Source organism: Actinoplanes sp. NPDC051537, assembly GCF_055586105.1.
The window spans coordinates 75,545-101,091 of record NZ_JBVJIU010000017.1 but is presented as its reverse complement, the minus strand read 5'-3'; the positions used below and the strand labels follow the sequence as shown (position 1 = coordinate 101,091).

The following is a 25,547-nucleotide window of genomic DNA, read 5'->3' as shown; positions in this document are numbered from 1 at the left end:
ACCGCATCGTCGCGTGACGGCGCGGTGACGGCGGCACGGTCGGATGGACGCCAGTCACGAGGGGCGTCCGCATGAGGGATCTGAACCCGGGCCCGGACGCCGGCCCGGATCTCGGTCCGGCCCGGCCGGTCGACCCGGTGCTGCGCGCGCGGGCCGAGCGGGAGTACGGCGCCCCGCTCGCCGATGTCACCGTCCACACCGACCCGGCGGCGGGCGCCTTCGCCGACGAGCACGGCGGCATCGCGGCCACGGTCGGCACGCGGATCGCCTTCGCGCCCGGTCAGTACCGGCCGGGAACCCTGCGCGGCGACGCCGTGGTCGCGCACGAGCTCGCCCATGTCGTGCAGCAGCGGGGATCGTCGCCGGTGGCGGGCTTCGGCGCCGGGCCCGCCGCCGAGGAGCACGGCGCCGACCGGGCCGCGGCCGGGCTGTTGCTGCGGTCGCGGGGGCACGAGGCGGTCGCCGACACGCTGGGCGCGCGACCGGCGCCGACCGGCGGCCCCGGCCGGGTGCAGTCCTGCGGCTCCTGCAAGCCCGACCCCGCGCTGATGACCGACGTGAAGGTGAACCTGGAGCTCGACGACACGCAGCGCGAGCTGATGGACGACCTCGAGGGCCTCGAAGAGCCGTACAAGGCGATCCAGGAATGGCGCACGGTGGTCAACGCACAGGAGACCACGCAGGCGCTGCAGCAGATCAGCGCCCCGTCGATGTCCTCCGAATCGGGCATGTCGATGTCGCCGCCGCCGATCGACCTGGCCGGCCCGATGATCGCGAAGTCGTTCTACGACAACGCCGACACGCTGGCCCGGGGCGAGGGCACGACCGCCGACGACCTCATGCGCGAGGCGGCGGCCTTCACCCAGCTCTTCGAGGACCACGCGGTGAACGTCGCGTACTCGATCCTGCAGTCCAACGAGGAGCTGATCCAGGGCGAGATCGACCGCTACGCCGGCGACCCGGGAACCGGCGGCACCGCCGACCTGGTCGCCGCCCTCGCCCCGCACCAGGCCGCGCTCAAGCAGGCCCAGGCCGACCGGAAGTACGCCGAAGGCACCACCACCGTGGTCTTCGTGGACCGAGTCCGGATCTCCCAGCGTCTGGAGCCGCCGGACGCCGAACAGAAGCGTGCCGCGGCCACCGCGGCCGAGAACACCGTGCGCACGGCCCTGGTCGCGCGGTTCCCGGTGCTGGCCGACCCCGACGTCAAGGCCACGGACCTGATCGCGCCCGGCGCGGAGATGCAGGCGGCCCTGCAGAGGGTGCTGGCCAAACGGCTGGAGGACGTACGCGGCACCCGCGGCGCCCTGGTCGCGAAGCCGAGCCGGGTGTGGGAGTTCGACAACGCCCTCACCCAGGCGCGCAAGTCGCTGAACATCGTCGGCGGCTCGGTCTACGACCTGATCATCAAGGACAAGATCGCGCAGCGGGGGCGGGAGGAGTTCTTCATCAACCTGCTGGTCGGGGCGCTCGCGCTCGGGCTCGGCCTGCTCAGCTTCGGCGGTGGCACGGTCGCGGTGCTGGCCGCGGTCGGCGGCGCCGCGCTCAGCACCGGCTCGGCCTACCTGCACGTGCGGAAGTACCTCGTCGAGACGGCCGCGGCCGGCTCCGCCCTCGACCGGGCCAAGGCGTTGTCGTCGACGGAGCCCGGCCTGTTCTGGCTGGCCGTGGACATCGCGGCCGCCATTCTCGACATCGGCCTGGCGGCCAAGGCCTTCATCGCCCTGCGGGAGACCGCGAAGGCCGTGGAGCTGGGCACCAAGTCGGTCGCCCAGCTCAAGACCGAGGCGCTCGCGTTCGCCAAGTCGGAGCCGGAGCTGGCCAAGAGCGCCGAGCAGATCGCCGAGACGGTCGAGCAGGCGGCGGCCAAGCAGCTCGACCGCAAGCAGGTCCTCGCGGCCGCCGAGAAGGCCGACGCGGCCGGCACCGCGGCGGTGAAGGCGCTGGCCGGCAGCGACGAGGCCGCGTCCGGCATCCTGCGTATCGAGCCGGCGGTGCGCGCGAAGCTGCTGGCGGCCTTCGCCAAGGAGCCGGAGCAGGTTGCCCGGCTCGGCGCCCTGATCGACAAGTCACCGGACGTCGCCCAGTTGCTCAAGCTGATGGACGAGGGCCTGCCCCAGCACCAGTTCCTCGCGGTCATCCGCAAGTACATGGTGACCGCCGACGAGAGCGCGCCGAACGTCCTCCGGGCCATGGCCGAGGTCGGCTTCGACGCCGAGGACATCAAGTTCATCGCCAAGGGCCTCGGCAAGTCCAAGTCCGCCAAGGAGATCGCGAAGCGGTTCCCCAACGCCGCCCTCGAGCGGATCGCCGAGCGGCTGCCCGGCGGCGAGGCGGGAATCAAGCAGTTCCGCACCGTCGGCGCCGATCTGCACGGCGCGCAGAGCGGCAGCATCTTCGAGGGCTGGTCGGTCAAGAACGTCTACAAGGACCCGGCGCCGGAGCGCTTCCTCAAGGAGAAGGCCGCCCTCGAGAAGCAGTTCGCCGAGCAGAAGCCCCAGTTCAGTGCCCTCACCAAGGAGATCGAGACCGATCACACGCTGCACCATGCCGCGGGCGAGGCGACGATCGTCGACGCCAAGGCCGCCCTCAGCGGGCACAAGTTCACCGCCAAGGAGCTGGCCACCGTCGGCGACTACAAGGAGCTGATCCGGATCGGGGCCAGGGCCAAGAACGGTGATATTTTCACGCGGGTGGAGTACCTGTTCGCGACCGAGGCGGGCGCCGCGAAGAACGGGCCGGCCATCCTCGCCGAGCTGGGCGACAAGGGCGCCGTCTACTTCCTCGACGACGTCGGCAAAAAGGTGCTCTTCACCGGGGTCAAGCCGTGAGCGACGACGTCGTGTGGGTCCGGATCGTCGCGCCACCCGGCGACGACGCGGCGGTGCCGGAGCGGCTCGCACGCTCGCCGATGCCGGGACCGGTGACCGTCGAGACCGACGGTCCGGAACGGGCCGTGCGGGGGTGGTCCGACCCGGCGCTGGCCGCGGAGCTCGCCCGCGACTACCGGGGCACGATCATGAGCGGGCCGGGTCTGCGCGCCGACCGCCTGGTCGGCGACGAGCTCATCTGGGCCTTCTACTGCCGGGACGTGCCGCCCGACGGGCTCCGGGAGCTGTTCATCGACCTGTGCCGCCTCCTGGGGGCCGGCTACGGGCGGGCGCACCTGGCCGCCGAGGGCGTCTCCCTCTACGACGAGCACTATCGCCGCCATCCGCGGACCTTCGACGCGAGCGGGCTCTTCTGGCTGAACTGGTTCGGGCCCGGCGAGCTCGAGCGTCAGGGCGGCATGGAGGCGGTGCGCGCCAACCCGTACGCGGACAGCAAGGTCTTCGGAGGTTCGTTGTTCGTGCAGGTCGGCGCGGGCCCGCTGGACGACCGGACGGCGGAGGGCCGGCGTCGGCTGCTCGACGCCACCGCGGCGCTGCCCCCGGCGCCGGCCGATCCGGAGCCCTCCGTGGAGACGGTGGACGGCGTGCGGGGCGTGCGGGACCCGGTCGACCACTCGCTGTGGGTGAACCTGCATGTGGGGGAGGGCAAGCGGCTCCCCGCCTCGCGCGTCGCCGACATCGCGGCCGTGCGGGGGCACGGTGACCCGCCGGTCTCGAAGGTGCACGTGCTCTTCAGCGCGCGGGCGGCGGCCGAGACGCACGCCGCGGCGTTCCAGACCCTGGGGGTACGGGTCTGGTACGTCGACGACGACACCGGCCGCCCGAGCCCGGTCACTTGACCGACAGCACCACCGCCACGCCGCACGTCGGGATCGCGATCGGCGCGTCGATCCGGCCGTCGATGTCGAGGTTCAGCTCCTGCGCCGCCGAGCGGCCGCGCAGGACCCGGGCGTCGGCCGAGTCGGTCCCGTCGCCGAGGTCGCGGGGCGTGACCACGAAGGCCTGCAGCGGCGACGCGTCCGCCCACCAGTCGCGCACGTCGTCCTGGTTGGTCGGCGCGCCGTCGGTGAACGTCGCGCTGAAGCCCTCGGCGGTCAGCTTGCTGCGGACGATGAAGTCCTCCAGTGGCACCCCCGGGTCCTTCTGCATTCTCTGCAGGGCGGTGAGCAGCTCGGCGGCGTCGCCGCGGCTCATCCGCAGCAGCCGCACGCAGGTGTCGACCGGCGGGACGATCACGCCGGCGCTGAGCAGCACGCCGTCGATGCCGAACGCCGCGACCTCGTCCGGGACGTCACGAAGGAACCCGGTCTGGGCGCCGCCGGTGCCGGCCAGGCCGGCCAGCGCGGTCCGCACCGAGTCGATCCGGGCCACCGCGACCTTGCTGCCCTCGTCGCCGCCGGCGGCGATGAGCAGGCCGAGCTCGGCCGGCCGGGGCGTGAGCTGCCAGGCCTGCCGCAGCGCGTCGACCGACGAGACGATCTGGGCGGTGTTCTCCCGGAACTCGACGTCGACGACCGGGGTGAACACCTGGTCGCCGAGCGCGCCACCGCTCTGCAGCAGGTCGGTCAGCTTCTTCAGCTCGTCGGCGGAGGCGACCGTGCGGTGCAGCAGCCGGATCGTCCGGTTCTCCGGCGGCGCCACCACGTCGCCGGGGCACTCGACATCCCAGCGGCGGTGGAAAAGCACCCAGTCGCGGGTGGCGGTGACCGACGGGGTGGCGGGCGCCGCGCTGCCGTAGAGCAGGGCACGGGCGCCGACCGCGAACGCGGGATCGCGGCCCTGCCCGGCGAGCGCCCCGGCGAGCAGCTCGATCGCGGTGTCGGCGCCGGTGCGGGTGGGCGAGCCGGGGGAGGCGGCGCCCGCGGTCATGGTCAGTTCGGCGGTCGCGATCGGGGTGAAGCCGGGCAGCGGCCCGATCGGACCCGGATTGCCGATCGGCCCGATCCCGGCCACGAGCCGGGCGAAGCGACCGGTCAGCCCGGACACCCAGCCCGGCTTCGCGGCGGCCGGAGCGACCAGATCGAGGCCCTCGCGCCGCAGCCCGATCCGGCCGAGCACCAGCGCGATGGTCTCGGGGCCGGCCTTGCGGGCGCCGACCAGCGCCAGCCCGTTGAGTGCCGATTCGGCATTGGGCAGCAGCATCGCCATCCGCTCGGTGCCGTCGGCGTCGGTGCCGAACGACCACTGCACGGCCATCGCCCGCAGCGGCACGACCCGGGACTGCTGCTGTCCGCTGTCGAGCGTGAAGACGTCGATGAACCCGTCCAGCACCGCGTCGATCCGCACGGCCGGGTTGTCGGCGGTGCCGGCCACCAGCCGGTCGAGCACCCGCATCTCGCCGGTCAGCCGGGCGTCGAACAGCGCGATGTCGTCGCTGGCGGCCACGTACGCGGCCCGGGCGCGCACATCGGTGACGTCGGACCGGCCCATGTTCTCCACCCGGGACGACGTGCTGACCTGCGCCCACACCGCGAACGTGCCGCCGCCGGCCGCACGGGCGGCGGCATCGGCCACGATCTGGTCCTGCAGCGCCGCGTCGGTGGCCGCCGTGCGTCGCTTGCGCAGCTTCTGGCCGCGCATCAGCCGCGTCACCGGTTCGGGCAGCAGGCCCGCCGGCGGCTGGGCGCCGGCGCCGACCGCCGCCCACGTCCACCCGTTCGTCCCGCTGTCCCGCGCCATCGACGCCGCGGTCAGCGCCGAGCCGCCCTCGCCGTCGCGCACCACCGGCACCGCCCGCGCCTCGCCGACCAGCGCGTCGGCCACGGTCGCGGCGGTGTCGAGGCGGCCGTCGGGCACGAGCACGTCGACCCGCTCGATCGCGGTGGGGTCGGTGAGTCCGAGGGTCAGGCTGATCCGGTCGCGGTGCCGGGACTCGTCGAGCAACTGCGGCACGACGTCGGCCCGGCCCACGCACAGCCGCAGGTCGACGCCCGGCCCGAACTGCGCCCGCAGCTGCGCCGCCACGTCGCCGGCCGGGTCGACCGGGAGGTAGCCGGCCGGTGGCAGCTCGACCAGCCCGGCGTCGAGCAGGATGCTGCCGGTGACCTGCGGCGTGGCCGGACGGACCAGGTCGGCGAGCTGGCACTGGAACTGCAGGAGCTGGGCCTCGGCGACGCTGCGCGGCCGGCGGGCCGTACGGGCATCCCAGTACCGGCTCTGCGACGGCTCGTGCAGCTCGCGCCGGGCGGTCCAGTCGTCCACCCAGGCGGTCGCGGCCCCGTCCCGCTGGACGATCGCGAGCGGCACCTCCTCGCCGCCGACCGCGTCCGCGCCCCGGCACCACAGCGGGCCCCGCAGGCCGGCGGCGGTGACCGCGGGCCCGATCGCCAGCCGCTCGGCCGCGAACCAGGCGGCCGCCACCCGCGACCGCAGATGCGCCGCGGTCATCGTGACGCCGGCCGGCGTGGACAGCGTCAGCGTCACCGGGCGAAGCCGGAAGACGACGCCCTCGACCACCTGGGAGCGGTCGGTCTCGGTGGCGCAGGCGTCGGCGCAGAGCTGGCCGAACCGTTCCTCCTCGCCGCACAGGGTCTCGGTCGCGGCCGCGGTCAGCACCCACAGCGCGATGCCCGCCAGCACCGGGCCGTCGCCGGCCATCCCGAGATCCGCGCAGCGGCCGAACAGCGCGTGGCCGCCCCCGGGCGCGGTTCGCGGGCTCAGCGCGCCGTTCGCCCGGTCGACCAGCACCGCGGTGGGCAGATCGACCGACCGGTTGAGCAGCACGACCCGGCCCGAGGGGGCGAGCGCGAGGCCGGCGTTGACGGTGAGCGTGTCCCCGGCGCCGGGGCCCACCTCGAGGCCGTGCACGACGCCGGTGCCGGCGCCGCGGGCCACGAAGCCGGCCAGCGCCCGCTCGTACGCCTGGTCGGCCCGGAACCCGTCGGCGCGCAGGAACCGGCCGTCGAAGTACCAGGTGCGCGCGAGCGGCCCGCTCGGGTCGACGACGGCCCAGCCGTCGTGCGCCGACATTGTCTCGACGGTCATCGGAGTCACCCCTCGTCGCGAATCATCACGGCGGCGTCGTGGCCGTCGCCGAGCTGGCTGCCGTCCGCGCCGAGCAGCGGCCGGGGTCCTTCGCCGTGCGCGATCACGCGTATCGGCCGGGTGCGGACGGCCGACGCCAGCGTGAGCCGGGCCGTCGTGCCGTCCTTGGCGAGCTTGGCGTCGGCGACCTTCAGGGTCTGCCAGCCGCCGGCGCGCAGGGCGGTGACGGTGAACGCCTCCGGCCGCACGGTCGCCGGGTGCAGAGCCTCGCCGAACCGGAGCGTGAGCGTGGCGCCGGCCAGCTCCGCGGTGAGGGCGTTCCCGGGCCGGGCCGCCTCGCGCAGGGCGTGCGGCGCGATTCCCGCGGCCGGGGGCACCAGCAGGCTCTGGAGCAGGCCGGTCGGGGCGAGCGCGGGCCGGGTCAGGTTGTCCACCGTGGTCGGATCGGGGCCGTCGGCGACCACCTGCCAGCCCTCGCCCAGCGGCGTGAGGTGCACGTGGACGCCGGCCAGCGCGACGCAGCCGGGCTCGGGCTCGGGGAAGAGGCCGTCCGCGGTCAGGTCGATCGCGTCGGCCGCCAGCATCACGCCGAGCCGCTGCCGGGCGAGGGTGATCCGATCGGCCGGGTCGGCCGCCGCGATGTCGTCGAGCGCCCGGGTGACCAGCGGATCGGCCGGCTCGGTCAAACCCATCAACTGCATGACTCGCCCGTACGCCGCCGGCTGCTCGGCCGCCTGCGGGCGCGCCCGCAGCACCGGCATCCCCTGCTCGATCGCCCGCGAGTAGGCGGTGTCCGACGCGGCCCCCTCGCAGCTCTCGGCGATGGCCGGCACCGCGCGGTCGAGGCACTGCCGGGCGCAGAGGGCGAGCTCGAGGTCGAACGCGATGCCGCCGGCCCCGTCGTCGGTGGTCTCGAGATCGTCGGGGCGGTTCTCGGCGTACCAGAGTCCGAGGTCGACGCAGAGCGTCTCGGCCACGCTCAGCTCGCGCCCCCGCCGGTCGATCGCGAGCCCCGGGCCGACCGCCAGCTCGTTGCCGCCCGGCCGCAGCTCGGCCCGCAGGCCCCAGACCGTGCCGTAACCGTGCAGCCAGGCGGTGTGCAGCCAGGTCTTGCCGCGGTGGTAGGCCTGGTCGGTGTCGAGGTCGGCGACCCCCAGCAGCATGCCGAAGTGGTAGCGGTTGGAGACGAACGGGTTCACCTGCAGCGTCACGCCGTCGCAGACCGGCTCGGTGACGATCAGGTCGGGACTGGCCACGGCTGCTCCTCGGGCTCGTCGGGTGGTCAGAGCTGGTCGGTCGCCCGGCCGGCCGGGCCGTCGCCGCGGGCGTACTGGTCGGCGCGGTCGGCGGAGAGATCGGTGAGGGCGCGGCTGCGGGCGGCGCGGGCGGAGGCCTCGAGCCCGGCGGCCTGCACCCGGCGAAGCTGCACGTCCACCTCGTCGAGCGCGTCGGCGTACGCGTCCTGGGCGGCGTCCAGGTTCGCCACCAGCGCGTCCCGGGCCGGCGTCGAGGCCAGCCGGTCGAGCGTGGCCGAGGCGCCCTCGAACACCGAGAACGCGTTCCACAGCTCGGGCGGCACCTCCACCTCCCAGGCGTCGAGCGCGTCCCGGGCGTCCTCGTCGTAGCCGGCCCGGGCCGCGGTGAGCGCGTCCTGAGTGGCCTGGTCGTCCAGCGCCGCGCGGGCGGCGATGACGTCGTCGTTGGTCTCCGGGTCGGAGTCGGGGTCGTCGAGGCGGGCGGTGAGGATCGCGTCGTCCACCGCCTGCTGGAGGATCGCCACCTCGGCCAGCGAGTCGGCGAGCTTCTGCTCGGCGGTGGCCGCGGCGACCGCGTCGGCCCGGTGGGCGGGGTCGAGCGCGGCGGTCTGCTCGGCCGAGAGGTCCGGGAACGCGGCGACCGTCTCCAGCGCCGACCGGGTGGCGGCGAGCTCGGCGGCGGCCGCGGCGACGTAGCCGCCGAGCGCGGCCAGGGCCGACCGGAAGCGCTGCTGGGCGGCGCCGGCCGCGGTCGCCGGGCTCATCTCGGCGAGGACCCGGTCCTGGCTGCCGCGGGCGGTGACGTAGGCGTCGGCGGCCGCGTCGGCGAGCTTCCCCGCCTCGGCGTAGCGCTGGCGGGCCCGCTCGCGCAGCGCGGCCGGCAGCAGCTCGCCGAGGCGGTCGCGGGCCGAGGTGAAGGTGCCGCTCGACCGCAGCGCCGTCGCGTCGGCCACGAGCGTCTTCAACGGCGGCTCGGCGAGCGCGTCCCGGGCCGCCTGGGCGGCGATCTGGTCGGCGGCGGCCTGCGCGACGCCGCCGCGCGAGGTGCCGAGCCGGGCGGCGGCGGTGTCGGCGAAGGTGTTGAGGTCCTTGCCGCGAGCGGTCGCGGTCAGCTCGCGCTCGCGGCCGTGCCGCAACAGCACGCGCAGCCGGGCCAGCTCGACCAGCGAGGCGCGGAGCTGCTCGCGGTACGTGTCGGCGTCGGCCGGGCTGCTCACGGCGGCCAGCTTGAGCCGGATCGCGGCCTGGTCGGCCAGCGCCGCGGCGACGGCGGCCCGGGCCAGCTCGACGTGCTGCCGCGCGCCGACCTTGGTGGCCCACTCGGCCGGCGGCACCGCCGGGTCGGCCAGCCGCTGGTCCAGCTCGGTGCGTGCCCCGGTGAGGGCGGCGGTGACCTCGGCGGCGGCCGCCTCGTTGAGGGCGAGCTGCCGCTCCGCCCGGGCCTTCAGGTCCTGTGCCATCTCGCGCTCCAAGGGTCAGACATAGCGGAATCGCATCGCCGCGCCGCGCCACCACAGCCAGCCCGGGTCGAGGTCGAGCCGGGCGCGGCGGACGCGCAGGTCCACGTCGTCGAGGGAGAGCTCGGCCTCGATCCAGCCGGGACTCAGGTCGATCCGGGCGGCCCGGCGCCACAGCCAGGCCGGGTCGTCCGCGTCCTCGGGTTCGAGCCGGTCGGCGAGCCAGGCCCGGACGAGCGGCTCCCATTCCTCGTCCGGCTCGGCCTCGGGCTCGCCGGTCTCCTCGGGCGGGCCGGCCAGCGCGAGCACGGCGGGGTCCTCGCGGTCGGCGCCGGCCAGGCCGGCGCAGAGGCGGGCGACCGCGCCCGGGAGCCCGGCCGGTGGCAGGTCGGGCGCCATCAGCTGCCCGATGGGCCAGACCAGGAAGAGCAGGCCGCCGAGGAGGGTGACCGGGCGCTGGTCCGGCTCGTCCCCGGGCCGGTCGGCCGTCGCGGCCGTCGCGGCTGCTGCGGCCGATGTGTCCGATGTGGCCGCCGTCCCCGATCGCGCGGACTGCGCCGGCCGATCCGTCGCCCCGATCTCGGGCCCGGCCTTCGGCGCCGCCGGTCCGGCCTTCGCCGCCGGCCCGGCCCGATGCTCGATCGTGGGCTCGGTCTCGGGCGCGGCGGTCGCGCGCGCGGCGGCCGCGGGCGCCGCGCTCACAGGTGCGGGCGGTGGCTCGGACGAACGGGTCGCCAGCGCGGCGGCGACCGCCGGAACCGCGCGCTCGTCGGCGGGCCGGTGCGGCGTCGCGCACGCGACGACGAGCCGGGCCAGCGCCGCCCGGTCCGCCGCGTCCCGCCTTCCGGCGGCTTCGCGCTGCCCGGCCAGGGCGCGGCCGACCGGCGAGCGAAGCAACGCGGCCACGGCCGCCGGCGCCGGGACTTCGTCGGCGGACGCCACCCCGATCGCGGTGGTGGCGGCGGTGGGCGACGGGACGGCGGCGAAGGCGCGGGCCACCGCGAGCCAGCCCGGGACGTCCAGCGGCAGCGCGCCGACGGCGTCGCCGGCCGCCGCCAGGACGGCCGGGATCAGCGGGGGATCGGCGGCCAGCGCGGCCACGACGGCCCGGCCCCGCTCGGCCGGCGTCGACGGCGTGCCGCCCCGGAGCAGCCCGCACTGCCGCCACGCCCAGGCCCGGCCGGTGTCGGCGGCGGCCAGCGACCGGACCAGGTCCACGACGACGTCCGGCGGGTGGCGGTAGACCACCACGTCGCCGGCGGCGAGCCGGTCCCGCAACGCCTCGCGCGCGGCCAGGCGCCACATCCGCCGGATCCGCGCCTCGCTCTCGCCGGGCGCGACCTCCAGCCGTACGCGTAGATGAAGGTGCCGGACGCAGACGTGCGCCGCCGCCGGGACGCACTCCCGCAGCAGCTCGGCCGCCGTGTCCTGGTCGAGCGCGCGGGCCACCAGGCCGGCCGTCGACGCCCGGTCGGCATGGACCCGCCACCGCAACGCACCCACCTCCGCGATCGCCGCCATCGCCGTCACCCGATCCGCGCGGCCGGGCCGAGCCGCGTGCCCTCGACGGCGATGCCGCTGGTCGCGCCCCCGAGCAGCAGGTCCCGGTCGGTGGCGCCGGCGCCGAGCACGGCCGGGCGCAGGCCGCCGGTCGGGCCGATCACCGCGGTCAGATCCAGGTGCAGGCCGCGGCCCACGCGCATGCCGGCGTCCACGGTGCACAGCTCGTAGGCGGTGTGCGCCGGCCGCTCGGTGTCGAGGATCTGCCGTACCACCGCCAGTTGCTCGTCGCCCAGCGGCCGGGGGATGACCACGGTGAACCGGTGCGCGCTGGAGTCCGGCCCCCGCGGCGTCGTGTCGTCGTAGGGCGAGCCGACCCGTAGCCCCGCACCGAGCACCGACCGGCCGCTGCCGACCGGGTCGGCCCCGAGGTCGGGCCCGAGGCCGCGCAGGCGGTAGTGCTCGACCAGCACCGGCGTGACCGCCAGGTAGATCTCCAGGTAGCGGCGGAGGGCGCCGAGCGTGCCGCGCCGCCGGTAGAGCGCGACGATCTCGCCGATCAGCCGCCGCCGGGCCGCCTCGGGCCACCGGTCGTCGAGCACCAGGCCGGCGAACGAGGCCAGCCACGGCAGCGCCTCCACCGGCGCGGCGGCCGGATCAACGAGCAGGTCGCGCCGGTCCGAGCGGGCCTGGAGGTCCTGGAGGAAGCCGTCGAACAGCGCCAGGAACCGGTCGGGGAACGCGCCGTCGCCGGTCAGCACCGCCGGGAGCCGCCGGCCGAGCGTGTGCGCCTGCCGCTCGATCCGCAGCGCCCGCACCGACGGGGTGTGCCGGAAGTCGCCGGTCAGCCGCAGCCCCACCCACAGGTAGCGGCCGGGCGGCGCGGCCACCGGCGCCTCGAGCACGCCGGTGCCGGCCGGCACCCGCCACCACGGCGACGGCTCGTCGCCCCGCCGGTGCAGCGGGCCGTCGGCGGCGAGCGCGGCCGGCGGCAGCGGCGGGGACGGCGAGGCCGGTACGCAGTCGGCCGGCTCCGGGGCCAGCGCGGGCACCTCGGCGTCGAAGTCGTCGTCGGCGGTGAACGTGGCGACCCGGACCTCGGTGCCGGGCGGGACGCAGGCGTCGACGAACAGGCGGCCCCAGCGGTTGCCGGCGGCGCCGCTGTCGAAGCGGTAGCTCAGCCAGCTCCCGGCGGGGGCGTAGCGGACCCGGCCGGCCACCGCCAGCCGGAAGCCCGAGCGGCTCCAGTAGCCGATCCGGTCACCGGCGAGAGCGACCAGCCCGCGGCCGTCGTATCCGCGGGCGTCGAGCGGCTGCGCCCGTACCCAGTCGTTCGCGGCCGGCAGCACGCGGTGCAGCGGCGCCTCGCCGCTCGCCCCGGCCCGGGCCGGGGCGAGCACCACGAGCTCCTCGTCGGAGCTCGTCACCAGATCGCAGGCGCCGTCGACGGCGAGTGGCGGCCGCCGCCCGCCGATCAGCCAGGCCGCGCCGCCCGGGCCGGACCACAGGGTGATGATCTCGCCGGCGGCGGTGATCGCGACCCGGCGCGGCACGGCCCCGGCCGGGTGGGCGGGCAGCGGCAGCTCGGCCGGGTCGCGGCGGGCACTCAGCGACAGCAGCCCGGGCGGGTCGGCCACCACCGCCACGACGTCGCGGCCGCGGGCGGCGAGGCCGGTCGGGGTGGCGCCGAGCGGGATGCGGCGCAGCAGCCGGCGGCTCCACAGGTCGAGCACGGCGATCTCGCGGCGGGCGCGGTCGGCCAGGAACAGCCGGTCGTCGGCGTCGATCGCGATCCCGGCGCCGTCGAGCAGCCACGGCTCGGGCCGGGGCGTGAAGCCGGGGCCGGCCGGTTCCGGGGGCGGCGGCGGGCCGACCACCGTCACCTCGGCCGGCAGGCGGGCGTAGTCGAGGCCGTTCCGCGCGTCGCCGACCGCCAGCCGGGCCACCGATTCCACGTCCAGCCGGTAGACGCGGCACAGCCGGTCCACGGCCGAGCCGCGGGAGGCGCAGGCGGCGGCGCCGGTCCACGGCCGCGGGTCGGCGTCCTGCCAGGTGAGGGTGAGCGCCACGGCCGGGCCGCCGGCCGCCCCGACGGCGGTCGACTCGTGCCGTCCCCGCACCCACTGGTCGCAGGTGAGGACGGCGCTGACCGGGCGGGCGGGCATCAGCACACCTCGCGGGGGGTGCGGATGGGCACCGGCGGGCCGGACGGCGGGGCGGGCGTCTCGGTGCTGCCGGGCACGGGCGGCTCGGCGGCCACGACGGTGATCGCCGCGAGCTCCGGCACCTCCCAGGGCTCGAGGTCGACGCGTACCGGAGAGGTGCGTTCCACCCACGAGCCGTCGGCGTCCTCGGACAGCCGCAGCCCGGTCAGGAACTCGAGGCCCTCGACCTGGAGCGCGGCCGCCTCGAGCTCGGGACCGAAGACCGGCCGGCCGAGCGGCCAGCCCCGCCCCTCCGGCCCGTACGGCGGGATCGGGGAGAGGTACTGCCGGAGCACCGTCTCCACCCACGTGCGAACCGCCTCGGTGCCGTAGCCGGGCCGGACCGCGATGCCGACCGAGACCGCGATGCGGCGGTAGGTGGGCGGGATGACGTAGACCTCGGTGGTGATCAGCCGCCGGGCGTCGAGGTAGCGGCAGACCGCGGCGATGACGTCGCGGGTGGGGCGGGGCGCGTCCGGGTGCAGGCGGTCGGCGCCGGGCCAGACCACGACGCTCACCACGCCCGGCGACTCCTGGGCCGGCCGGTGCGGGTCGAACAGGCGCAGCGTCTCGGCCCGGGACACGCCCGCGCCGGGCGTCGCCTCGGCCAGCTCCCGGAAGTCGGACACGGTCACCGCCCGATCGCGGCGGGCCAGCTCGGCCGGGATCTGCTCGACCGCGTCGGCGAGGGTCTGCGCGGCCGCGCCCCCGGTGGCCGGCAGCGGGTTGGCCACCGTCACCTTGGCCACGTCGGCGGCCCGGTTGATGGCGCCCGCGGCGACGTTGCCGGCCGCGCCGCCGCCGTACCGGTAGCCGCGGGCCCGGATCCGCTCGCCGAGCTGCGGCGCCCGCCCGTGGTGCACCTCGCCGAACCGGATCAGGCCGGCCTCGCGGTCCACGGTGAACACCCGGTCGTCCGGGCCCGACGCGCGGAAGTCGCCGGCCTGCGTCCAGGTGACCCAGCGGCCCGCGCCGTGCTCCTCGACGTCGAGCCCGACGTCGCCGACCACCTGCGGGTGCACGAGCCGCAGCGCCTGGCCGGGCTCGGCCGTTCCGGTGCCCAGGTATTCGGCGCGCGCGGCCCGGCTCTGCTCGGCGCGGGCGGCGTTGACCCCGATCCAGTCGAGCGCGCCGATCGCGCTGCCGTCCGGGCGGAACACCCGCAGCCACGTGACCAGCTTGGCGGCGACCTGGTCGTCCTCGACCAGCGGCGGCTGCTCGCCGGCGCCGAGCGCGTCGAGGTCGCCGGGCTGGTAGTCGCCGACGCGGGCCATTCGCGCCGGGTCGGCCGGGAACGTCAGCCGCACCACGCCGGGCCCGAGCAGCCCCGAGGTCGTATCGCCGGCCACCGCGAGGTCGAGCCAGACCGGGTCGGCGCTGTCCGGTTTGTCGGCGCCCGGTTCCGGGTCGATCGTGCACACCTGCCAGCGCATCGGCGGGCCGGGCGGCGACTGGCCCTCGCCCGGGCACGGCTCGGCCTCGGCCATCGGCGGGGCTTCGGTCGACGGCACGATGCCGACGGCGAGCTCGCGGCCCGCGAACGCGGCCAGGTCGATCGGGGCGTCCCCGGCGAGCAGCGCGACGTAGACCCGCCCGTCCACCGAGGCGGCCGGGTCGAGGCGGTCGCCGCCGGGCCGCATCGGGTCGGTCGCGCCGAAGACCGTGCGGTAGCGAAGCACGTCGTCCACCGAGGAGCCGACCGCCGCGCTCGAGCGGGCCAGGTATTCGAGGGTGTCGGCGTCGAGCTCGCCGCTCTCGCGGGCCCGGATCGCCGCCCGGGCGGTGAGCGGCCAGACGCGGACCTCGTCCTGGGCGGTGAACGGGACATCCCCGGCGGCGAGGGCGCTGCCGGTCGGCGCGAGCACGCCCGCGGGCTCGGCGGTCCCGTACGCGACCAGCGCCGTCGCCGCCGCGGCCGGGCGCAGCGGGACACCGAGCAGGTCGAGGAACGCGAGCCGGGTCGCGTCCGGGATCTGGTTGAACCGGAACAGCAGGTTCTCGCCGAGGAACGCGAACAGCTCGATCAGCGTGATGCCCGGGTCGCTGGCGTTGTGGTCGGTCCACTCCGGCGTGTAGACCGGGATGCGCGCGATCAGCTCGTCGCGGAGCTGGGCGAACGAGCGATCGTCGAGAATCGGGGCACGCAGCGGCATCCGGTCACCCCCGCAGGCTCAGCGCTTGCACGACGACGCCGGGCGCCCCGTCGCGGCGATGCTGGTACCGGACCGTGATGACGGCCAGCGCCGGGTCGTCGCCGGGCGTCACGCTGACCTCGCGCAGCTTCACCCGCGGCTCCCAGGCGCCGATCGCCTCGGCCACCGTCCGCTGGATCGACGCGCGCACCGCCACCGAGTTCGGCTCCATCAGGAACCGGCGCAGCCCGCAGCCGAAGTCGGGCCGCATGACCCGCTCGCCCGGCTCGGTCAGCAGGATCACCAGGATCGACTGCCGCACCTTCTCCGGGCCCGAGCGGTAGCCGAGCGCGCCGCGGACCGGGTCCGGCGCGAGCGGCAGGTCCCAGCCGGTGCCGAGGCGGTCGGTCATGGGTGGATCACCTGGTCCCGGCGCACCGGCACGGTGAGGACCGCGCCCGGGTCGAAGACCGGTCCCGAGCCGAACGGCTTGGCGTAGCCCTGGGCGGCGAGCAGCTCGAGGATCGGGTCGTTGGTGAACTGGCCGGTCAGCGTGGTGCCCAGGTTCATGCCGGCGGGCAGGCCGCCGGGCGGCGCCGGCGGCGTCGCGAGCTTGCCGTCGAGGCCGTCCCGCAGCGAGTTCCGGATCTTCTGCTGGTCGAGCCGGATGTCGATGTCGAAGTCGGCGCTCACCGACGCCCCGATGCCGCCGGAGACCGACAGCTCGGTGGTCAGCTCGCCCTCGAGCTCGATGCTCGGCGGCAGGCAGAACTTCAGCTTGAGCATCCACCACAGGCCGAAGACGAACAGCAGGATCGGCAGGAAGAGGTTGAACACGAAGAACGCCACGATCGTGAACAGCGGGATCGAGAAGAAGCAGATCTGCTCGTTGGGGTTGACCGAGCCGCTGCCCTCGCCCGGGATGTCGCCGCTGTGCGGCACGTTGAGCGCCGAGCCGGGCGGCGACGACACCCGCACCGAGGGCGTGGCGGTGGAGCCCTCCAGCTCCTGCAGGTCGGGGAGGGTCACCGCGACCGGGCGCTGGGCGCAGCCGGCCGGGTCGTGGAACGAGGCCAGGCCGAATGCTTCGGACGGCTCCGACCAGACCAGCTCGCCCGGGCAGCCGTCGCCGCAGCTCGACCGGGCCCAGGCACGGATCTCGTACTCGTGCACGGCGGTGAACCGCGGTGAGCCGTCCGCCGCCACCTCGTCGCTCGCGGTCGGCACCAGTCCCCACAGGATCGTGCCGAGCGCCCCGGCGTGGTCCGGGTCGCCGGGCGCCGGGGAGAGCAGCCGCATCGGGTAGCCGCGCTCGACCAGTTCCTCCGGGGTGTCCTCGATCGGCACCCACGCGCCGATCGAGCCCTCGCCGCTGGGCAGCCAGCCCTCGGTGCGGCGCACCACGCCGGCCTGCTCGGCCCAGACCCGCAGCCGCCGCCGCGCCGTCTCGACCTGCTGCAGCACCTCCAGCCGGCGGGAGGCGGCGAGCGTGGCGTCGCCGTTGCGCAGGACGTGCATGCGGCGGCGCTGCTCGCGCGCGGTGTCGTAGGTCTGCCGGGACTGGGCCAGGGCCCGCGCCTCGGCCAGCTCGCGCAGCAGCAGCGCCGCGGTGGCCTGCTCGCCCGCCGGGAGGATGACCCGGTGCCGCCGGATCACGAAGCCGGTCTCGCCCAGGTGCGCCGGGTCGACCCGCGGGAAGCCGGGCCGGTCGCAGTGCAGCCCGGCGGCGACCAGGTAGAAGCGCTGGTGCGCGGGCTGGAACAGCTTGGTGGTCGGACCGGGCGTGAGCTTGCGGGTGGCCAGGAACCGCGAGCGGGAGTCGCCGGGCAGGGGGGTCTGGGTGATGACGCCGGTCTGCTGCACCCGGTCGGCGGTGGCCGAGAACACCATCGAGACCTGCGGATCGGTCAGGAACCGGTCGACGAAGTCGGTGCTCCCGTACTTGTGCAGGGCCGGCTGGACGCCGCGCGGGGTCGCGGGCTCGCCCACGCGCCGCCAGCGGTACCAGGGGGCGACCAGCCGCCAGCTGCGGGAGCGCGCGCAGCACGCCGAGCCGGTCACCAGACGTTCCCCGCGCCGGGCGTGTACGCCGGTGAGACCACCCCGCCGCCGGTGGCGATCAGGGTCTGGCAGGTGATCATGCCGTTGAACTGGCTCATCGCGGCGTTCACGGTGAGCGACGCGGCGGTGATCTCGACGGTGGCGGCGGCCTCGATGGTGACGCCCCCGGCCGCGGTCAGGGTCACGGTGGCGCCGCTGGAGGAATGCACGGTGACCGTACGCTGTGCGTCGTCCAGCACGATGGAGTGGACCGACTGGTCGGAGGTCCCCGCCGCGGAGAGCCGCACGGCGACCGCGCCGGTGGTGTCGTCGAACTCCAGGCGGCTCCCGGACCGGCTCTGCACCACGCGCAGGTCGTTCGCGTCCGCCGGCTTCTCGGGCATGGTCGCCTTGCCGTTCCAGGTTGCCCCGAGCACGTACGGGTGATCGGCGCGCCCGGCCAGGAACCCGACCACGACGGTGGACCCGACCTCGGGCAGCATCTGCACGCCCTGGTCCGCGTCCGCGTACGGGCTGACCAGCACCGCCCACGCCGTGGGCGCCCCGCCGGCGCCGGTGTCCGGCAGCCAGTCGAGGGTGACCTGCACCCGCTGGAGGCCGAGCGGGTCCCCCTCGAGCGCCGCGACCGTGGCCGGGTAGAGCCCGGCCAGCAGCGGGCCGTCCGGCCGCACCGCCGTGTGCGTCATCGCCGCGTCTCCTCTCGTGCCGCCGTTCTCATGCCGCCACCGTCGGCCGTTCGGCGCGGAAGCGGGTGCGGTAGCCCACGGTCAGGTCGTAGCTGTGCCGGCAGTGCACGACCCGGTAGCCGGCGCCCTCGAACGGCCGGCCGACCCGCTGGAGGTCGAGCTTGGCCCCGGGGATCAGATCGGGCGTGCCGGCGGTGATGCCGTCGACGGTGACGAAGGCGCGGGCCCGGCGGAGCATCTCGGCGTTCGCGTACGCCTCGGCCGTCCGCCGGTCGAGCACGTCCCGCCGGGAGCGGGTGAAGCCGCTGCCGGGGAAGAGCTTCGCGACCACCTGGACGCCGGTGCGTCCGCTCGCGGCCTCGGCCGAGACCACGCTGTCGTCGGCCACGTGCGAGACCGCCTCCACCTGCTGGTGGTCCCAGCCGCGCAGCTCCACCGTGGCCCGCTGGTGCGCCACGTCGGCCCGGGCGGTGAGCCCGACCAGCTCGTTGCCCTGCACGAGGGTGAGCTCCGGCCCGGGGCGGCGCTCCCGGCCGGCCAGGTGCACCACATCGTCGGCGTCGACCCACAGCTCGGCGTCCAGCCGCTGCGCCCGGTCCCGCAGGAACGCGAGATCGGACTGCTCCCATTGCTGCACCACCGGGTAGGTGGGCCCGTCGACGTCGGCCTGGGCGCCGAGACCGTGCTCGCCGGCGACGTCGCTGACGAGATCGGCGTCGCTGCGGTCGGTGTAGGTGGCGGTGCGGGTCGTCATCCGCAGCTTCATCAGCGAGTCCTCGGCGAAGACCGAGACGTACGGGACCGCGCCCTCCTCGAACGTGACCTCGAGCGCCGAGACGGTGCCGGTGAAGATGCGCCGTTCGCCGTCCTGCGGGCCGATCGTCACCGCGATCTCGGTGCCGAGGTCGAGCGTCCGGCCGTCCAGATAGGACAGCTGGCCGGCCGAGCCGTCGCTGTCGGGGGCGATGGCGGCGAAGCCGGCGACCATCGTGCGCAGGCCGAGCGCGCCCTCGGCGACGTCCAGCCGCAGCAGGTCGCGGGCGAGGGCGCCCTCGACGCGGCCGGCGACGGTGAAGACCGGGGCGTGCGAGGAGAACGGGTGCGCGGGGTCACTCATCGCCGGTCGCCGTCCGTTCGCGGTCGCGGGCCAGCCGTTCGAGCGTCGCCTCGACGCGCAGCCGCTCCTCCCAGACGCTCGCCTCCGGCGCCTCGGCGGCCGGCGCCGGATCGACGGTGGTGGCGGTGACCTCGGAGGTGACCTCCCCGATGTGGACGGTCATCGGCAGCAGCCCTTCGCGCAGGAGGACGTGGCGGCGGGCGCGGTCGCGGTGACCGGGGCGTGCAGCGGCGCGATCAGCACCCAGCCGCCACCGCCGGGCAGGCCCGAGCTCGGCGTGACCCGGTCGCGCAGCGGAACCCCGCGCCCGAAGCCGGTGGCGCGCGGGTCGGCCCGTGGCGGCGCGGGGGCCGGGGCCGGCCCCGGCCTCCCCGGCACCGACGCCGGTGTGGATGAGGGGGGAGCGGCCGGCAGGCCGAAGGAGGCCCGCCCGGCGTTGGCGCTCGCGGCCGCCGACGTGATCGCGCTCTGCTCGACGGCCGCGCTCAGCCCGCCCGCCGCCGACAACGCGAACCCGCCGCCGCCGCGACCACCGCCGCCACCAGCGCTACCGCCGCCGACGGCGGCCGGGCCGGAGTCGAGGCCGAGCTGCGCGTCCACCGACACGTCGAGCCCCGCCTCGAAACCGGCCGAGATGCCGATCCCGACCCCCACCGACAGCGACGCCGAGAAGTCGATCGACGCGCCCGCGGCCAGGGCGAGCGCGTCGCCCACGAGCCCGGCCACCGCCCGCCACGCCTCCGGCGGCTGGTCGTTGCGGGCCAGGAAATCGGCCGCACTCTCGCCGTCGAGCGCCTCCCCGGTCCGGGCGTCCGGCCCCGACGGCGGGGGCGACGGCGCGCTGCCCGGCCCGCTCGTCCCGCCCTGCGGGTCCTCACCCGAGGGCGGCGCGCCCGAGTCGGGGTTGCCGCCGGCGCCGTCCTTGAGCGCCGCGAACTTGGGGTCCTGCTGCTTGATGTCGACGGTCGCCTTGGCCCGCAGCGGCACCCCGTCGGCCGAGAAGAAGTCGAGCTCCTCGACGAGGCTGGTCATCACGCCGGGCACGTTGATCGAGCCCCACCGGAACCGCACCCGCGGTGGCGCGTTCTTCGACCCCTCGCCGGTCGGCAGCACGAACTGCTCGATCTTGGCGACCAGGGTGCGCACGTCGACCGGCGCCGCGGTCGTGCCCTCGTCGGCGGTGTCGAACTCCAGCTCGACGTGCAGCTGGGTGCTCGAGCTGCCGTTGTACTGCTGCGCCTGCCGCGCCCGGGCGGCGCCGCCGTCCACGTTGTTCGACATGGTCAGCCGCAGCGTGGCCGGGTTGAACTGCACCGGGATGGTCTCGATGACCTTGCCCTTGGGATTGAGCGCCTCCAGCACCGCGACCTTCGCGCCGGGGTCCTCGGCCGCCGGCGCGGTCACGGCGCGGTGCCTTCCAGCAGCAGGCCCTCGTGCCCGAGGTGCATCTCCTCGATCGCGATCTCGCCGGTCTTCGCGTTGAGCTGCGGCCCGATCAGCTTGATCGGCACGGCCCGGGTGAACAGCCAGACGGCCATCGGGCGGCCCTGCTGGTCCTGCACGGTGACGCTGCCGTCGTACCGCCGCACCGGCCGCACGCCGCTCACGATGTCCTGGAACCATTGCCACAGCTCGGGTTCGGCGTCCCCGGCGGCCGGGCCGAACATGCCCCGCTTGCAGATCAGAGGCACGTACTTGGCGCGGCCGATCCGGCGGACCACGCCGGCGTTGCGCCCGCCGACGTTGAGGTCCTTGACCTCCATCTCGACCTCGAGGCCGTTGATCTCCTGGAAGCCGCCGTCGCCCAGCGTCTCCGGGCCGTCGCCGCTGACCCGCGTGAACTCCAGCTCGAACCGGAACGTGGTGAGCAGCAGGTCGGTCATGGCGGCCAGCGTGCCCGGCGGCCGTCACACGACCGTCACCGATCCTCGACCCGCAGCGAGGCGTCCGGCTCGACGACGATCCGCACGACGAGGTACTCCATCGGCTCCGCCGGCGCCACCCCGACCAGGCACAGCAACCGCCCGTTGTCGAGGTCGTTCGGCGTCATCGTGGTGGTGTCGCAGCGGACGAAGAACGCCTCGCGGGTGCCGTTCCCGGCCAGCGCGCCCGCGTCGTAGAGCCGGGTCAGCAGGCCGGTGAGAACGCGCCGGATCCGCGCCCACAGCGGCGGCCCGCTCGGCTCGAAGACCGCCCAGGCGAGCTCCCGTTCCAGGGTCAGCCGCAGCACGGTCATCAGCCGGGCCACCGAGAGCTGGCGGAGCTGGGCGTCGACGCTGAGCGTGCGGGCGGCGGTGAGCCGGATCCCGTCGCGCTCGGCCCGGAACACGTTGATGCCGGCCAGGTGCAGCGTGCCGTGCAGGGCGGCGCCGACCGGGACGGCGGCCCGCACGGCGCCGGCCGCGATCTCGTTGGCCGGGCCGCGGGCGACGCCGAGCCGCAGCTCGCGGGCGGCCACGATGCCGGCCGCGAACGCCGCCGGGTTGAGCCGCACCAGGTCGTCGCGGTCGTCGTCGGGCGCGGCGACGTCGAGCCAGGGGTGGTAGGCGGCGGCGAACGACGAGTCGAACCCGGTGCGCCAGCGCAGGATCCGGGCCGGCGGCAGGCCGAGCGGCACGTCGAGCAGCACGGTGAACTCGCGGCGCCGCTCGGCGAACGTGACCAGCGCGAGCTGGGCGGCCGCGATCCGGTCGAGGTCGGCCGCCACCAGCGGGTCGAGCCGCAGCCCGTCGAGGCCGGGCGGGCGCGGCGTCGCCGGCGGCGGTGGCTCGGGGCGCGCGCAGACCTGGAAGTCGGCGCCGGCCAGCGAGACCGGGTCGCGCACGTCCTCGGGCGGGGTGAGCGGCGCCGGGTCGTAGAGGTCGGGCGCGACCAGCAGGCCGACGTCGTCGAGGTCGGCGAGGCAGTGCACGCCGTCGCCGGGCCGCTCGTCGCCGGGCGTCCAGAGCGGATCCCAGAAGTCCTCGGGGACGACGTGCTCCCAGAGATCGACGCCGCCGGTGAACGGGCCGGACGCGATCGGCGGCAGCGCCGGGTCGGGCAGCGGCAGCGGCGTCGCGGCCCACGCCGGGTCGGGCCACAGCAGCGCCGACTCGGCGATCAGCACGCGGGCGAGCCAGCGCGGATGATCGGGGCGCAGCCCGATGCCGGTGAGGGTCTCGACCCGGGGCAGGGCCGGATCGGCGTCGACCACGGCGAGGGTCACGTCCACGACCTCGACCAGGTTCGGCGCCGCCGCCAGGGGAGCGTCCAGCAGCAGATGCAGGCGGCGTCCGGGGCCGTCCGGGTTCGGCCGGGCCTCGGCCCGCTCGACGAAGCGGAGCTGGGCGGAGTCGAGCCGCAGCAGCGTGCCGGTGGGCAGCCCGGCGTCCGGCGGCACGATGACCTCGGTGGTGCTCGCCTCCCGCACCGGCACCGGGCGGGTCCCGGCCGAGAGCACGGTCCGCAGGCGATTGCCCCAGCTGCCCTCGTCGCGGGCGAGGACGCGGGCGCCGGCCAGGCCGAGGGCGCCGGACGCCAGGCCCGGTGCCGGTGCGGTGGTGGGGACGATGCGGATGACGTACGCCCGGACGCCGCCGTGGGCGAAGTAGGTGCGCACCGCGTACGGCAGCCGCCCGGGTCCCTCGAATCCGCCGAAGGCGGCCCGATATTCGTCCCAGCTCCCGACCGCCACCGGCATCGACCGCGTCACCGGGGTGACCGCGAGCCAGGTCGCGACGTCGGCGTCGTCGTCCGGCCGTCCCGGCGGGCGGCGCGCGGGCCCGCGCGGGCTGATCCCGGCGAACGCGGCCACGTCCCGCCGCACCCCGGTGAGCACGTCGGCCGTCGCCGGCGCGAGCGCGAAGACGCCGGGCGCGCCGGGGACGAACGGCGCGGTCACGACGCCTGGATCTGCCGGCAGGTCAGCACGATCTCCTCGGTCGGCACCTCGGTGCCGCCCTTGCCGGCCAGCGCCGGTCCGGTCCACTTCTTCGGCTGGGCCTCGAGCAGCTTCCAGGTCATCACCGTGTTGCGGGCCTCGTCGAGCAGGTTGATGGTGACCGTCCGGGCGTCGATGACGCCGCGGCTGACGTCGTCGAGCCAGGCGAACAGGTCGAGCGAGCCGATGACGCCGCGCTTGAGCGTCACGTCCTCGACGGTGAACGCGTTCTGGATCTTCCGGACCGTGTTGACCTTCTCGTTGCCGTTGCGGTAGTCGGCGTACTGGACGGAGTAGCTGAGGCCGGAGACGTCGGCGAAACCGCCGACGATCGTCCCCTCCTCGCCGCTGCCGCTGTCGCCGCCGAGCGAGACGATGAAGTTGAAGCCCGGGTACGGGTTGTCGCGCAGCACGGCCATCGCAGGCCTCCTCCTCAGGCGCGGGCGTCGGCCGTGAACTGGCCGATCCGGAAGATGACGAACTCGGCGGGCTTGGTCGGCGCCACCCCGATGAGGCAGATGAGCCGGCCGTTGTCGAGGTCGTTCTGGGTCATCGTGGTGCGGTCGCAGCGGACGAAGAACGCCTCCTCGGGCTTGGTGCCGAGCAGCGCGCCGGCGAGCCACTGGACGTACAGGAAGTCCTCGACCGACTGCCGGATCCCGGCCCACAGGCGGTCGTTGTTGGGCTCGAAGACCGCGTACTGCATGGCCCGGTCGATCGAGTGCTCGAGGAAGTTGAACAGCCGGCGCACGTTGACGTACATCCACTCCGGGTCGCTGCTCATCGTGCGCGCGCCCCAGACCCGGTTGCCGCGGCCCGGGAAGAACCGCAGCGCGTTGATGCCCTCGGGGTTGAGCACGTCGTTGCGGGCGGTGTTGATGTTCGCCTCGAACCGGGTCAGGCCCTGCACCACCTCGTTGGCCGGCGCCTTGAACACACCGCGGGTGACGTCGGTGTGCGCGTAGATGCCGGTGACGAAGCCGGACGGCGGCAGCAGGATCCGCCGCGGCGGCGCGCCCTGCGCGGGCCGCTGGAGCGGGTCGAAGATCTCGATCCACGGGTGGTACATGGCCGCCCGGGTGGTGTCGAACTTGCCGCGGAACGAGCGCACCTCGGTGAGCGAGCTGGCCCGCGGCGCGTCGACCACGGCGATCCGGTACTTGGCCGTCTCCACGTGCGCGATCAGCGCCCCGGCCGCGGCCTGGCAGAGCTCCTCGTCGTCGTAGGTGCCGGCGTCCGGCAGCGCCACGATCGCCACGTCGTCGAGTTCGCCGAGCGCCGCCAGCCCGGTCGCCTTCTGCGTGGCGATGTCCGGCGACGCGTCCTGGCCGGCGAGGTCGGCCGGGCTCGGCATCGCGCCGTCGTTGCCGCCGGTCAGCCGGCTGCCCGCGACCGGCGTCTGCAGCGCGATCATGAGGTCGACGGCCCGGGTCAGGGTGGCCGGGTCGGCCGGGTCGTCGGGCGCGTCGGTGTCCAGGTAGACCACCGCGTCCTCGTCCTCGGGGTCGTCGGCCTGCAGGATGTGGCCGATCCAGCGGCGCTGCGCCGGGTGGGTGGCGAGGTCCGAGTACGCGTCGATGCGCTCGTCGTCGGGCCGGACCAGCACCTGGAGCACGACCTCCTTGATGATCGTCGCGGCGGTGGTGGCGACGGTCCCGGCGCCGGCGCGGAACGTCTGCCGCGGGCGGCCGGCGGCGTCCCGGTCGGCGAGGTCCTCGGACACCACCGCCAGCGAGGCCGGCACGAGGTCGGCGTCGACCGCCGCCGGCACCGCGGGCGGCTCGGTGATCTCGACGACCGCGCCGTGCTTGAGCGCCGTCGCCTGGGTGCCGAACGTGTCGTTCTGGTAGGCGCAGTTGCGCTTGCGGACCGCCCGCACGATCAGCAGCGCGTTGCCGTAGCCGCCCGGCCAGCGGGCCCGCCAGGTCGCGCTGTCGGCCGCCCCGAACGGCAGCGCGAGCCGGGCCAGCCCGAGGTCGAGGGCGGGATCGGCGCCGCTGGGCGCGAAGACCCGGCTGACGTAGAGCCGGCGGCCGCCGTTGAGGAAGAACGCGCGGGCGGCGTGCGCGAGGTAGCTCTCCCGGGCCAGGGAACCGTCGGCGGGCACGATCGGCTCGAGCCCGCCGTAGACCCGCTCGAACTCGGTGAAGCTGGTGATCAGCCGGGGCTCGGTGCTGCGCGGGCCGAGCCGGTCGCCGTCCACGTACTGCACCGGGCCGTAGCGGCACAGGCCGGCGAAGCCGGTCGTGCTGGTGGCGACCCCTTCGATCGACTTCGACCGGAACGAAGTCTCCTCGAGGTACACGCCGGGGGAGAGGTACTCGGGCATCGGTCAGTCTC

The 25,547-nt window shown here is 75.6% G+C and carries 18 protein-coding genes; 2 read left to right on the top strand and 16 right to left on the bottom strand.

All coding sequences use genetic code 11. The annotated features are described in order from the left end of the window. Window positions 1-71 precede the first annotated feature (71 nt). Window positions 72-2,831, top strand: a complete 2,760-nt coding sequence (locus ACZ6TB_RS35640; RefSeq protein ID WP_465562116.1) for an eCIS core domain-containing protein — start codon at window positions 72-74, stop codon at window positions 2,829-2,831. Beyond that, a complete protein-coding gene (locus tag ACZ6TB_RS35635; protein WP_465562114.1) occupies window positions 2,828-3,730 on the top strand; it encodes a hypothetical protein in 903 nt (300 codons plus the stop codon). Before ACZ6TB_RS35640 ends, ACZ6TB_RS35635 begins: the two co-directional genes overlap by 4 nt. Here the strand turns inward: ACZ6TB_RS35635 and ACZ6TB_RS35630 are convergent. Genes ACZ6TB_RS35630 through ACZ6TB_RS35555 form a run of 16 tightly spaced genes read right to left on the bottom strand, consistent with a single transcriptional unit; the run spans window position 3,723 to window position 25,536 of the window. Further along, the gene (locus ACZ6TB_RS35630; RefSeq protein WP_465562112.1) at window positions 3,723-6,875 is read right to left on the bottom strand and encodes a hypothetical protein; all 3,153 of its coding nucleotides are present in this window, start codon (window positions 6,873-6,875) and stop codon (window positions 3,723-3,725) included. The two genes, ACZ6TB_RS35635 and ACZ6TB_RS35630, sit on opposite strands and share 8 nt — an antisense overlap. A 5-nt stretch (window positions 6,876-6,880) precedes the next feature. Next, entirely contained in the window at window positions 6,881-8,131 is a 1,251-nt protein-coding gene (locus ACZ6TB_RS35625; protein WP_465562110.1) for a hypothetical protein, read from the bottom strand. 26 nt (window positions 8,132-8,157) lie between these two features. Continuing rightward, window positions 8,158-9,591 carry a hypothetical protein gene (locus ACZ6TB_RS35620; protein ID WP_465562108.1) on the bottom strand — a complete coding sequence of 478 codons (1,434 nt, stop codon included), beginning with the start codon at window positions 9,589-9,591 and terminating at the stop codon, window positions 8,158-8,160. A 15-nt stretch (window positions 9,592-9,606) separates the two neighbouring features. Beyond that, on the bottom strand, window positions 9,607-11,109 hold the full coding sequence (locus ACZ6TB_RS35615) for a hypothetical protein (RefSeq protein ID WP_465562106.1): 1,503 nt from the start codon (window positions 11,107-11,109) through the stop codon (window positions 9,607-9,609). A gap of 5 nt (window positions 11,110-11,114) precedes the next feature. Continuing rightward, the gene (locus ACZ6TB_RS35610) at window positions 11,115-13,253 is read right to left on the bottom strand and encodes a phage tail protein (RefSeq protein ID WP_465562104.1); all 2,139 of its coding nucleotides are present in this window, start codon (window positions 13,251-13,253) and stop codon (window positions 11,115-11,117) included. Then, window positions 13,253-15,445, bottom strand: coding sequence for a putative baseplate assembly protein (locus tag ACZ6TB_RS35605; RefSeq protein WP_465562102.1), 2,193 nt, complete (start codon window positions 15,443-15,445; stop codon window positions 13,253-13,255). Before ACZ6TB_RS35605 ends, ACZ6TB_RS35610 begins: the two co-directional genes overlap by 1 nt. A 4-nt stretch (window positions 15,446-15,449) precedes the next feature. Further along, complete coding sequence (locus tag ACZ6TB_RS35600; protein ID WP_465562101.1) at window positions 15,450-15,836, bottom strand: GPW/gp25 family protein; 387 nt, start codon at window positions 15,834-15,836, stop codon at window positions 15,450-15,452. Then, window positions 15,833-17,485, bottom strand: coding sequence for a hypothetical protein (locus ACZ6TB_RS35595; RefSeq protein WP_465562099.1), 1,653 nt, complete (start codon window positions 17,483-17,485; stop codon window positions 15,833-15,835). The genes ACZ6TB_RS35600 and ACZ6TB_RS35595 overlap by 4 nt, the downstream gene beginning before the upstream one ends. Further along, window positions 17,482-18,171 carry a phage baseplate assembly protein V gene (locus ACZ6TB_RS35590; RefSeq protein ID WP_465562097.1) on the bottom strand — a complete coding sequence of 230 codons (690 nt, stop codon included), beginning with the start codon at window positions 18,169-18,171 and terminating at the stop codon, window positions 17,482-17,484. The genes ACZ6TB_RS35595 and ACZ6TB_RS35590 overlap by 4 nt, the downstream gene beginning before the upstream one ends. A gap of 28 nt (window positions 18,172-18,199) precedes the next feature. Continuing rightward, complete coding sequence (locus tag ACZ6TB_RS35585; RefSeq protein ID WP_465562095.1) at window positions 18,200-19,288, bottom strand: phage late control D family protein; 1,089 nt, start codon at window positions 19,286-19,288, stop codon at window positions 18,200-18,202. After that, window positions 19,281-19,451: a hypothetical protein gene (locus tag ACZ6TB_RS35580; protein WP_465562093.1), complete on the bottom strand. Its 171-nt coding sequence runs from the start codon at window positions 19,449-19,451 to the stop codon at window positions 19,281-19,283. The genes ACZ6TB_RS35585 and ACZ6TB_RS35580 overlap by 8 nt, the downstream gene beginning before the upstream one ends. Then, the gene (locus ACZ6TB_RS35575; protein ID WP_465562091.1) at window positions 19,448-20,692 is read right to left on the bottom strand and encodes a CIS tube protein; all 1,245 of its coding nucleotides are present in this window, start codon (window positions 20,690-20,692) and stop codon (window positions 19,448-19,450) included. The genes ACZ6TB_RS35580 and ACZ6TB_RS35575 overlap by 4 nt, the downstream gene beginning before the upstream one ends. Beyond that, window positions 20,689-21,171, bottom strand: a complete 483-nt coding sequence (locus ACZ6TB_RS35570) for a phage tail protein (protein ID WP_465562089.1) — start codon at window positions 21,169-21,171, stop codon at window positions 20,689-20,691. Before ACZ6TB_RS35570 ends, ACZ6TB_RS35575 begins: the two co-directional genes overlap by 4 nt. A 35-nt stretch (window positions 21,172-21,206) precedes the next feature. Next, complete coding sequence (locus ACZ6TB_RS35565; protein WP_465562087.1) at window positions 21,207-23,168, bottom strand: phage tail sheath C-terminal domain-containing protein; 1,962 nt, start codon at window positions 23,166-23,168, stop codon at window positions 21,207-21,209. Beyond that, window positions 23,165-23,626 (bottom strand): phage tail protein, encoded by a 462-nt coding sequence (locus tag ACZ6TB_RS35560; RefSeq protein WP_465562085.1) that lies wholly within the window; start codon window positions 23,624-23,626, stop codon window positions 23,165-23,167. Before ACZ6TB_RS35560 ends, ACZ6TB_RS35565 begins: the two co-directional genes overlap by 4 nt. Window positions 23,627-23,640: 14 nt before the next feature. Next, window positions 23,641-25,536: a phage tail sheath family protein gene (locus ACZ6TB_RS35555; protein WP_465562083.1), complete on the bottom strand. Its 1,896-nt coding sequence runs from the start codon at window positions 25,534-25,536 to the stop codon at window positions 23,641-23,643. Window positions 25,537-25,547: the final 11 nt, after the last annotated feature.